The sequence below is a fragment of the Streptococcus sp. HMSC071D03 genome, from assembly GCF_001812125.1.
Lineage (GTDB): Bacteria > Bacillota > Bacilli > Lactobacillales > Streptococcaceae > Streptococcus > Streptococcus pseudopneumoniae_N.
The window spans coordinates 1-11,006 of record NZ_KV807763.1 but is presented as its reverse complement, the minus strand read 5'-3'; the positions used below and the strand labels follow the sequence as shown (position 1 = coordinate 11,006).

Annotated in this window: 12 protein-coding genes; 1 reads left to right on the top strand and 11 read right to left on the bottom strand. The window is 40.4% G+C overall.

All coding sequences use genetic code 11. From position 1 onward, the window contains the following. Positions 1-53 precede the first annotated feature (53 nt). Genes HMPREF2837_RS06495 through HMPREF2837_RS06485 form a run of 3 tightly spaced genes read right to left on the bottom strand, consistent with a single transcriptional unit; the run spans position 54 to position 2,187 of the window. Positions 54-896, bottom strand: a complete 843-nt coding sequence (locus HMPREF2837_RS06495) for an amino acid ABC transporter substrate-binding protein (protein WP_049549628.1) — start codon at positions 894-896, stop codon at positions 54-56. A 9-nt stretch (positions 897-905) separates the two neighbouring features. Next, positions 906-1,535, bottom strand: coding sequence for an amino acid ABC transporter ATP-binding protein (locus HMPREF2837_RS06490; RefSeq protein WP_049549627.1), 630 nt, complete (start codon positions 1,533-1,535; stop codon positions 906-908). Positions 1,536-1,545: 10 nt separating this feature from the next. Further along, a complete protein-coding gene (locus tag HMPREF2837_RS06485; RefSeq protein WP_049549626.1) occupies positions 1,546-2,187 on the bottom strand; it encodes an amino acid ABC transporter permease in 642 nt (213 codons plus the stop codon). 220 nt (positions 2,188-2,407) lie between these two features. On the opposite strand from HMPREF2837_RS06485, the gene plsY reads away from it, so the two are divergent. After that, positions 2,408-3,049, top strand: coding sequence for a glycerol-3-phosphate 1-O-acyltransferase PlsY (gene plsY / locus HMPREF2837_RS06480; RefSeq protein WP_049549625.1), 642 nt, complete (start codon positions 2,408-2,410; stop codon positions 3,047-3,049). A 94-nt stretch (positions 3,050-3,143) separates the two neighbouring features. Here plsY and HMPREF2837_RS06475 read toward each other — a convergent pair whose 3' ends face one another. The 8 genes from HMPREF2837_RS06475 to HMPREF2837_RS06440 form a co-directional block, all read right to left on the bottom strand. Beyond that, a complete protein-coding gene (locus HMPREF2837_RS06475) occupies positions 3,144-4,100 on the bottom strand; it encodes an ABC transporter permease (protein ID WP_049549624.1) in 957 nt (318 codons plus the stop codon). A gap of 2 nt (positions 4,101-4,102) precedes the next feature. Then, positions 4,103-5,161 (bottom strand): ABC transporter permease, encoded by a 1,059-nt coding sequence (locus tag HMPREF2837_RS06470; RefSeq protein ID WP_000038693.1) that lies wholly within the window; start codon positions 5,159-5,161, stop codon positions 4,103-4,105. After that, complete coding sequence (locus tag HMPREF2837_RS06465; protein WP_049549623.1) at positions 5,161-6,690, bottom strand: ABC transporter ATP-binding protein; 1,530 nt, start codon at positions 6,688-6,690, stop codon at positions 5,161-5,163. Before HMPREF2837_RS06465 ends, HMPREF2837_RS06470 begins: the two co-directional genes overlap by 1 nt. 141 nt (positions 6,691-6,831) lie before the next feature. Further along, positions 6,832-7,884, bottom strand: coding sequence for a BMP family lipoprotein (locus HMPREF2837_RS06460; protein WP_049549622.1), 1,053 nt, complete (start codon positions 7,882-7,884; stop codon positions 6,832-6,834). Positions 7,885-7,974: 90 nt separating this feature from the next. Then, positions 7,975-8,364 carry a cytidine deaminase gene (locus HMPREF2837_RS06455; protein ID WP_049549621.1) on the bottom strand — a complete coding sequence of 130 codons (390 nt, stop codon included), beginning with the start codon at positions 8,362-8,364 and terminating at the stop codon, positions 7,975-7,977. After that, complete coding sequence (gene deoC, locus HMPREF2837_RS06450; RefSeq protein WP_049549620.1) at positions 8,351-9,013, bottom strand: deoxyribose-phosphate aldolase; 663 nt, start codon at positions 9,011-9,013, stop codon at positions 8,351-8,353. The genes HMPREF2837_RS06455 and deoC overlap by 14 nt, the downstream gene beginning before the upstream one ends. Positions 9,014-9,030: 17 nt before the next feature. Next, positions 9,031-10,314 (bottom strand): pyrimidine-nucleoside phosphorylase, encoded by a 1,284-nt coding sequence (locus tag HMPREF2837_RS06445; RefSeq protein WP_049549619.1) that lies wholly within the window; start codon positions 10,312-10,314, stop codon positions 9,031-9,033. Further along, complete coding sequence (locus HMPREF2837_RS06440; RefSeq protein ID WP_148131824.1) at positions 10,311-10,901, bottom strand: class I SAM-dependent methyltransferase; 591 nt, start codon at positions 10,899-10,901, stop codon at positions 10,311-10,313. The genes HMPREF2837_RS06445 and HMPREF2837_RS06440 overlap by 4 nt, the downstream gene beginning before the upstream one ends. Positions 10,902-11,006 lie beyond the last annotated feature (105 nt).

Sequence of the window (11,006 nt, the reverse complement as noted above, 5' to 3'; positions counted from 1 at the left end):
TTTCATCAACCCACTACAGTTGACAAAGAGCCAAAAGAAACCAAGACAAAATCTTAGTTTTCTTTTCCTTTAACTTGACTTGTTGCTATATCTTCACCAAACCATTTTTGGCTAATTTCTTGGAATTTTCCATCTTGATAGAGTTCCACAAAAGCTTGATTCAAATTCGCTAACAAGGCCTTATCAGCTGGTCTCACTCCAACTGCAAAAGACTCACTCTCAAAACCAGCTGGGAAAATCTCATACTGGTCTATAATCCCTTCCGTTTTAAGATAATAATTAGCGTAAACACGGTCAATTAAAAGAGCATCAATTCGATCATTTTGCAAGTCAATCAAGGCTTCATTAAAACTCTGATATTGGTTGGCTTTTTGATCTTTTACAATATTTTTTAATAGTTCCGGTTGGGCTTCGAAATCTATATAACCAGAGGAACCTGCTTGGGCTCCCAAAATCTTATTTTTCATATCCGAAACCGACTGGATATTTTGCGATTTTTTTGAGACGAGAACCTGCTGATTCTCCATATAAGGAATGGTAAAAGCTACCTTCTCACGGCGTTCATCTGTTGCGGAATAGCCGTTCCAAATTGCATCAATAGTGCCGTTTTGAAGTTCTGTTTCCTTCATATCCCAATCAATGGGTTGAAACTGTACCTTGAACCCCAGTTTCTCAGAAACAGCCTGGGCTAAGTCAATATCAAATCCGACATATTGGCCATTCTTTTCTTCAAACCCCATAGGAACAAAGGTATTGTCAAATCCAATAGTAATGCTTCCTTGTTGTTGGTATTTGTCCCAATTATCGACTTTGGGATCACTAGCTTTTTGCGTGCATCCTACTAGGAAAAAAGCAAGAAAGAATACCAAAACAAGTGTGATTTTCTTTCGATTCATAGATACCTCCTACTTAGGCTCTACTTTGAGAATCTGGTCAGCAATATTCTCTGCAAACTGGAGATCGTGAGTCACGACAATCTGAGTCATGCCTAATTCTCGATTTTGTAGGATCAGTTTTTCAACCTCGAGACGCAACTCTGGGTCAAGGGCTGAAGTTGGTTCGTCATAACCAATCACTTCTGGATCAATCATCATAGCGCGTGCTAAGGCTACACGTTGTTTTTGACCACCAGACAAGGAATAAGGATAAGCATCTGCATGAGCTTCGAGTCCTAGACGAGTGAGTAAGTCGACTGCCTTCTTCTTGGCATCTGCTTCAGACATCCCCATAGTCTTGATAGGTGATAAAATCAAGTTCTCCATAACGGATAAGTGAGGAAAAAGCTGAAAATCTTGAAAAACAAAACCTAATAAGTGACGCTTTTCAAGTTCATCCAAAGGTAAGGATTCTCCATTATAAAAAATCTCACCTGAATCAATGGTTTCAAGTCCAGCTAACATTCTAAGCAAGGTTGTCTTCCCACCACCAGAAGGGCCAACAATGGCCAAAATTTGCTTTTCAGGAATTGTTAAACTGAAATTGGATAAAATTTCTTTTTTTCCAAATTTTTTGCTGATATTTTTTAACTCTAACATGGATAACCTCCTATCTATAGTAGCTAAACTTTTTCTCAAGTTTCTTAGCTAGGATTGTAACGATACCAATCATAAGCAGATAGATAGCTCCTGCTAGAAACATTGGAATCAAGCTCGCATCACGATTGGCTGCAGTACGACTAGCTAGGATTAAATCTGAAATACCGAGAGCATAAACCAGAGAAGTATCCTTAACCAAACTCATAATTTCATTAAATACACTTGGTAAAACGATTTTAGTAACTTGAGGCAAAATGATGTATCGAACCGTATCAAGAGGACTAAATTTCAATACCTTGGCGGCCTCGTATTGTCCCTGAGGAATGGTTGCAATTCCTCCACGGAATATTTCTGCAAAGTAGGCCGCATAATTAAGCGTAAAAGCAATAATAGCTGCTGGCACCCGATCTAGTCGAATCCCGATACTTGGCAAAACATAATAGATAAAGATTAACTGCAAGAGCAATGGTGTACCACGCATTATCCAGATGTAAATGTCAATTATATAATGGAGGGGTTTCCAATGAACCTGTAAACAAAAGGCAATGATGATACCTAGAGGGATTGAAAAGAGCAAGACCAGTGCAAAGACCTGTAAAGTCATTGTCGCACCGCTCAATAAACTTGGTAATATCTCGAATAAATAAGACATAATCCACCTCCTAAAAATAATTGTTCCTATTATAGCATAAATAAACATAAACACAAGATATTTCTGAAATTTTCATGAATTTTAAATCATTCGCTATCAGATTCTGTAGAAAAATCACTATTTTTATCGAAAATTTTAGTTCTAAGACAAATACTTCAGATGTCACAAAATGAGAATAGATTCCTTCCGTTTCTCGTCAATTTCATGGTATAATAGATGCATGATGACAATAGTATTATTAATTTTAGCCTATCTGCTGGGGTCAATCCCTTCAGGACTTTGGATTGGACTAGCCTTCTTTAAGATAAATTTACGTGAACATGGTTCTGGCAATACTGGAACAACCAATACCTTCCGTATTTTAGGTAAAAAAGCGGGTATGGCAACCTTCGTGATTGACTTTTTCAAAGGAACCATCGCAACCCTGCTTCCCCTTATCTTCCATGTACAAGGAATCTCTCCTCTTATTTTTGGTCTCTTAGCCGTAATCGGACATACTTTCCCAATTTTTGCAGGATTTAAGGGGGGTAAGGCTGTCGCAACCAGTGCTGGAGTTATTTTCGGATTTGCTCCCCTTTTTTGCCTCTATCTAGCAGTTGTCTTCTTTGGAACTCTATATCTAGGAAGCATGATTTCTCTCTCTAGTGTTACTGCTGCCCTTGCTGCTGTTTTGGGAGCTCTAGTTTTTCCACTCTTCGGCTTTATCTTAAGTAATTACGATCTCCTCTTCACTCTTATTATCATAGCACTCGCGGGAATTGTAATCATACGTCATAAGGATAATATCAATCGTATTCAAAACAAAACTGAAAACCTAGTTCCTTGGGGGCTAAATCTTACCCATCAAAACCCTAAAAAATAGAGAAGATGATGGAACAAAAAATTGAAGTTTTCGCCAGAGTTTCATTTCAAATACTAAAAAACGAGGTCGGGATTTTTCCCAGCCTCGTTTGTGTTTATTTAGACTTGATATAGTTGATACCATCTGCCTTCGGTGCAACAGCTTTTCCAAAGAAGGCTGCTAGGACGACGATGGTCAAGAGATATGGTGCAATCTGCAAGTAAACAGTTGGAACTCCTTGTAAGAAAGGAAGTTGTGAACCAATAACTGCCAAACTCTGTGATAGTCCGAAGAAGAGACTTGAAAGCATAGCTCCGACAGGATTCCACTTCCCGAAAATCATAGCAGCAAGAGCAATAAATCCTGGTCCAACGATGGTCGTAACTGAGAAGTTAACAGAAATTGACTGAGCGTAGATTGCTCCACCGATTCCTCCAAGGAAACCTGAAATCACAACACCCAAATATCTCATCTTGTAGACATTGATTCCCAATGTATCAGCTGCTTGTGGATGTTCACCAACTGAACGAAGGCGAAGTCCAAAGCGTGTTTTGAAAAGGATAAACCATGCTAAGAATGAGAAAGCAATTGCAAGGTAACCAAGTAAACTTGTTGACTTGAAGAAGATATCTCCGATAACTGGGATATTAGCCAAAAGAGGGAAATCAAAACGTCCAAAAGTTTGCGTTAAGTTATCCGTTTGTCCCTTGTTATAAAGCACTTTGACTAAGAAAACAGCCAAGGCTGGCGCCATCAAGTTAAGTACGGTACCACTGACAACATGGTCAGCACGGAAATGAACTGTAGCCACTGCGTGAATGAGAGAGAAGATAGCTCCAACTAATCCACCAACTAGCAAAGCCAACCAAGGAGTTAATGCTCCCAAATCTTGTGCAAATTCAAGGTTAAACACAACTCCAGAAAAGGCACCCATAACCATGATTCCTTCAAGTCCAACGTTAACAACTCCACCACGTTCAGAGAAAACGCCTCCGATACTTGTGAAAATAAGTGGTGCTGAATAAATCAACATTGAAGAAACCATAAGGGTTAACATTGTTGTAATCGACATCCTTATTTACCTCCTTTAAGTTGTTTTCTTGGTTTGACAAATCGTTCGATGATGTAGTGAACGCTGACAAAGAAGATAATTGAGGCTGTAACGATACTTACAAGCTCTGATGGTACTTGTGCTGCATTCATACCAGGGGCTCCAACTTGAAGCACTCCGAACAAGAAGGCTGCAAAGAGAATTCCAATCGGTGAGTTTGCAGCAAGTAGACTTACCGCCATACCATTAAATCCGATTGCCAATGATGAACCTTGAACATAAACGTTTTGGAAGGTACCAAGTCCTTCTACTGCGCCACCAAGTCCTGCAAGGGCACCAGAAATAATCATTGATAGAATAATGGTGCGTTTCGCTGAAATCCCTGCGTATTCAGAAGCATTTGGATTGAGACCAACTGCACGGATTTCAAAACCGAGAGTTGTCTTCTTAAGCAAGAACCAGATAACTGCAACTGCAATGATGGCAAAGAAAATCCCAATATTCATACGAGAGTTTCCTGTTAACTCGGCAAGCCAAGGTGTTTGATAAGTTGCGTTTGCACTTACTCGGATTGATGAGTCTGTACTTTGCATGATATCTTTAGGGAAAGAGTGGATAAAGGCATTACTTGTATAGAGAACAATGTAGTTCATCATGATGGTTACGATAACTTCAGATGTTCCAAGATAGGCTCTTAAAATACCAGGAATGGCGCCAACAATTCCTCCAGCAACCAGTGCAATGACAACTGTCGCAAGAATCAACAATGGACGTGGCAAATCTGGATTCGAAAGAGCGAACCAGCCACTCATAACCCAACCAGCGAGTGCTTGTCCTGGAAGACCAACGTTAAAGAAGCCTGCACGACTCGCAACTGCAAATCCAAGAGCAATCAAGACTAATGGCCCCATGGCACGGAAAATTTCACCGATCCCACGAACACTACCGAAGGCTGTGTAGAACAACTCTTCATAACCCCAAATAGCATCGTAGCCAAAAATCCACATGACGATGGCTCCAAGCAAGATTCCAAGGATAACAGAAATCAAGGGAACCGAAATTTGTTGTAATTTTTTAGACATCACTCTTCTCCTTTTTCCAATTCACCACCAGCCATCAAGACACCAAGTTCTTGCTTGTTGGTTGTTTCTGGTGTTACGATCCCTTGAATCTTACCATCATGAATAACAGCGATTCTATCTGAGACATTTAGAATCTCGTCTAGTTCAAAGCTGACTACAAGGACAGCTTTCCCATTATCACGTTCTTGAATCAAGCGTTTGTGAATGTACTCAATGGCACCGACGTCCAAACCACGAGTTGGTTGGCTGACGATGAGGAGATCCGGATTTCGATCAATCTCACGAGCGATAATTGCTTTTTGTTGATTTCCTCCAGAAAGGGCTGAAGCTGGAACAATCTCGCTAGCAGCGCGAACATCAAACTCTTGCATCAATTTTTTTGCATAGTCAATGATATTCGTATAATTTAAAATTCCCTTTTTGCTAAGAGGTTCTTTATAGTAGGTTTGAAGAGCGATATTTTCAGAAATCAGCATTTCCAAGACCAAACCATCACGGTGACGGTCTTCTGGAACGTGACCAACGCTCAGTTCGGTAATTTGACGTGGATGCAATCCTACAATGGACTGGCCTTTCAATTCCACACTACCAGATTCAATCTTACGAAGTCCTGTGATAGCTTGAATCAATTCAGACTGACCATTCCCATCAATACCGGCAATTCCGACAATCTCACCAGCTCGAACATCGAGTGAGAGATTTTTAACAGCAGGAACGCCACGGTTTTCATTAACAACCAAGTCTTTAATGGACAGTACAACTTCTTTTGGTTGAGGTGCCTGCTTCATAGTTTTGAAGGAAACTGAACGCCCTACCATCATTTCTGCTAAGTCAGCGTTAGTCGCACCAGCAATCTCAACTGTTTCGATAGATTTACCACGACGGATAACTGTAACACGATCAGATACTGCGCGAATCTCATCCAACTTATGGGTAATCAAGATGATTGATTTACCTTCTTTGACCAGATTCTTCATGATGGCCATCAACTCATCGATTTCTGATGGCGTCAAAACGGCAGTTGGTTCGTCAAAGATAAGAATATCGGCACCACGATAAAGTGTCTTTAGGATTTCAACACGTTGTTGAGCACCAACAGAGATATCTGCTACTTTGGCTGAAGGATCCACAGCAAGACCATAACGCTCCGATAGTTCGTTAATTTCTCGAGTTGCTCGAGCAATATCTAGGACACCATTTTTGGTCAATTCACTTCCCAAAATGATATTTTCAGCAACTGTGAAAGCTTCAACCAACATAAAGTGCTGGTGAACCATCCCAATTCCTAAGCTAGCTGCTTTTGATGGCGAGTCTAATTTTACAACTTGACCGTTGACCACAATTTCACCACTAGTTGGTTCTAGAAGCCCTGCTAGCATGTTCATAAGAGTGGACTTCCCAGCTCCATTTTCTCCTAAAAGTGCATGAATTTCACCTTTACGAAGTTCAAGGTTAATCTTGTCGTTAGCGACAAATTCACCGAAAACTTTGGTAATTTCACGCATCTCAATGACATTTTCGTGTGCCATGTGCTCTTCCTTTCAGAGTTTTATTTTATTTCAATAAAACCTGCTAAAGAGATTTAGCAAGCTCTATTGAGACAAAACAATTTGTCTCAATTCTTAAAGAAGCGGCCACAGGCCGCTCCCCTAAGAAATGACTTTTATCTATTATTTTTCAGGAACTTTGATGCTGCCATCTAGGATTTTAGCTTTTGCATCTTCAACAGCTTTTTTACCTTCTTCAGAAAGGTTAGTTGTTACTAGATCAACCCCTTTATCCTTCAATGAGTAAACGATCACTTGACCACCAGGGAATTCACCTTTTTCTGCTTTATTTGCAAGGTCTTGAACTGTTGTTCCAACTTGTTTCAAAGTAGAAGCAAGTACGAAGTTTGATTCTTTACCATCTTTAGAAGTGTATTTACCTTCTTCTGCTTGGTCACGGTCTACACCAAGAACCCAAACTTTTTCGCTTTCATTTTTGCTTTCATTCAAAGATTTAGCTTCTGAGAAAACACCTGCACCAGTACCACCAGCTACTTGGTAAACTACGTCAGCACCAGCTGCGTATTGAGCTGCAGCGATTGTTTTACCTTTAGCAGCATCACCAAATGAGCCAGCATAGTCTACTTGTACTTTGATTGATGAATCGACAGAGGCAACACCTGCTTTGAAACCAGCTTCAAAACGTGAGATAACTTCAGATTCCATACCACCTACAAAACCAACTTGTTTTGTTTTAGTAGTTTTAGCTGCTGCGACACCTGCAAGGTAAGCTGCTTCATTATCAGCAAAAGTAGCACTTGCAACGTTCTTTTGATCTTTAATTACATCGTCAATCAAAACATAGTTTTTATCTGTATGTTCATTGGCAGCATCAGCAACTGCATTTTTAAGTGCAAAACCAATACCGAAGATCAAGTTGTAGCTTCCAGCTGCTTGGTTCAAGTTGTTAGCGTAGTCAGCTTCACTTGTTGATTGGAAGTAAGTGTAACCATTGTCTTTTGAAAGGTTGTGTTCTTTACCCCAAGCTTGAAGACCTTCCCAAGCTGATTGGTTAAATGATTTATCATCAACACCACCAGTATCTGTAACGATAGCTGCTTTAGTCTTCACATCAGAAGAAGATGCCGCGTTACGAGAAGAGCGATTACCACATGCAGCAAGTCCAAATGCTGCTACTGCAACTAGACCAAGGCCTAGCCATTGTTTCTTGTTCATTACTGAACCTCCTAAATAAGATGCGCAACGAAGTTGCAAGTATGGATTGATTGGTCACAAGGACCCTTGCCACTCAGAGAGTGACACAGACTATTGCAAGTCTGTAAAAGAATATGGAAGTAATTCCCCGACCGTCATCTCGACCGTCGATTTATCTTTGGCAACTAAAGTCACCTTTAGATCTGGTTTAAAAAATTCGACCATAACTTGGCGACAAGCTCCGCAAGGAGAAATAGGTTTCTCAGTTTGACCATAGACAATCAATTCTGAAAACTCACGTTGTCCTTCAGAGACAGCTTTAAAAATGGCTGTTCTCTCACCACAGTTGGTCAAGGGGTAGCTAGCATTTTCAATATTGCATCCTGTATAAACACTGCCGTCCTTGGCAACCAAAACGGCACCAATCGGAAAATGTGAATAAGGAACATAGGCGTTTTTACTAGTCTCAATCGCTAAGTCAATCAACTCAGTAGTCGCCATCTGCTAACTCTCCTTTTAAGATTGCTACACCAGCAGATGTTCCGATACGAGTAGCTCCAGCTTCAACAAAGGCTACAGCATCGGCATAAGAACGAGCTCCACCAGCAGCCTTTACACCCATATTAGGTCCAACTGTCTGGCGCATTAATTTAACATCCGGTAGGGTTGCACCACCTGTTGAGAAACCAGTAGAAGTCTTGACAAAGTCTGCTCCTGCTTTCTGGGCTAGTTGGCAAGCCAAAACTTTTTCCTCATCAGTTAACAAACAAGCCTCGATAATAACCTTAACGAGTTTGTCTCCGCTTACTTCAACAACTGCTCGAATATCTGACTCAACTAATGCAGCATTTCCTGATTTGAGTGCACCAACATTGATAACCATATCAATTTCGTCAGCACCATTTTGGATGGCTTCTTTGGTTTCATAGGCTTTGACAGCTGAAGTTGTAGCTCCAAGAGGAAAACCTACAACTGTGCAAACCTTGACATCAGTATCTACGAGTGCAGTTTTTGCATGCGAAACCCAGCAAGGATTGACACAAACACTGGCAAAATCATAGTCTTTAGCTTCAGATAACAAACGATTAATTTGTTCTTCTGTTGCATCTTGCTTTAAAAGCGTATGATCAATGTATTTATTTAGTTTCATTTCGTTTTTTCCTTAAATTAGGAGATGATTTCAATGATTTCACGCGTTTTGATCGCTTCATCACTTATCTTAATTTTAACATAATTTTGGAAATCTGTAACTAGTTCCGGAGAAATTTTCCCATTTGTATATACTTTTGCGACAATTTCACCCTGTTTGACCGAATCTCCCACTTTCTTCTCAAAAACGATACCTGTCTCATAGTCAAGAGCATCTGTTTTAACGGCACGACCAGCACCCAATCTCATGGCAAAAAGACCAAACTCCATGGCTGGAAGTTCTGCGATAAGTCCGTCTTCTTGAGCAGGAATGTCAACTACATGGTCAACTTTTACTGGACGATAGAGGTCTGCTAGGTCTCCACCCTGAGCTAGAATCATCTCTTCAAATTTCTTGAGAGCCTTACCGTTTTCAAGATGTTGCCTTACTTCCTCGATAGTTTTTTCAACATTTGCTAAAGATAGCATAATCTGGGCTAGCTCGCAGATAAAGTGGCTAATATCTTGACGTCCTTTACCTTGAAGAATTTCCAGTGCTTCTAGGATTTCTAAACGGTTACCAATGGCGCGTCCCAAAGGTTGACTCATATCTGTAATAACTGCTACTGTCTTACGACCTACAGCCTTACCAAGGTTTACCATGGTTTGAGCAAGTTGGCGTGCCTCGTCAACTGTTTTCATAAATGCGCCTTCACCGACTGTTACATCAAGTAAGATAGCATCAGCTCCAGCAGCAATTTTTTTACTCATGACCGAACTAGCAATCAAAGGAATAGTATCAACTGTTGCCGTCACATCACGAAGGGCATAGAGAAGCTTATCAGCCTTAACTAGTTGATCAGACTGACCAATAACTGAGACCCCAATTTCTTGAACTTGTTTGATAAATTCATCCTGACTTCGTTCAATCTGAAAACCTTTGATGGATTCTAATTTATCGATAGTACCACCAGTGTGGCCTAAGCCCCTACCGCTCATCTTAGCCACTGGGACATCAAAACTGGCTACCAAGGGTGCTAGGATTAAAGTTACCTTGTCACCAACACCGCCCGTAGAGTGTTTATCAACCTTGACACCATCTATAGCTGACAAATCAAACTCCTGACCTGTCTTAACCATATTCATGGTTAAATCAGAAATTTCTCTCGTGGTCATTCCTTGGAAGTAAACTGCCATGGCAAAAGCCGACATTTGGTAGTCAGGAACAGTTCCTGCCACATAGCCTTCAATCAACCATTGGATTTCGTTCGAACTAAGTTCTTGCCCGTCTCTTTTTTTCTGGATTAGATCTACTGCTCTCATTCTTTCACACTTCTAAGGATATAATATCCCTTATCTTTTTTTACAATCTCGCAATTGCCAAATACATCTTCCATCTTACTTTTGGCACTAGGAGCTCCTTGTTTCTTTTGGATGACAATAGTCAAATCTCCACCGTCTACTAAAAAGTCTATACTTTTTTCGATGATTTCGTGAACTACTTGCTTGCCTGCACGTATGGGCGGATTCGAAATGACATGGTTAAATTGTCCTTCTACCTGCTCATAAATATTAGACTGGAAAATAGTCGCTTGAACCTTGTTTTTTATTGCATTTTGCTGGGCTAAATCCAGGGCACGGTTATTGATATCCACCATAGTCGCCTGGGCATCATAAGCCTTAACCAAAGACAAGCCTATTGGACCGTAGCCACAACCAACATCAAGAATTTTTTCACCTTTTTGAACATCAAGACATCTTAACAACAACTGACTTCCGAAATCAACCATTTTTTTACTAAAGACACCTGCATCCGTCAAAAAGGTCATCTTTTGCCCAAGGAGCTCAACTCTAAGTTCATGAACATCATGGGCTGCATCTGGATTTTCTGCATAATACATTTTACTCATAGTTCTATTTTACCATAAAAATAAGTTATTTGTAAATCGTTTTCAAAGGTATCAAGCCCTTAAATCATGTTGGTAATTTCTCAAAGTAACTTCCACTTTCCTGAC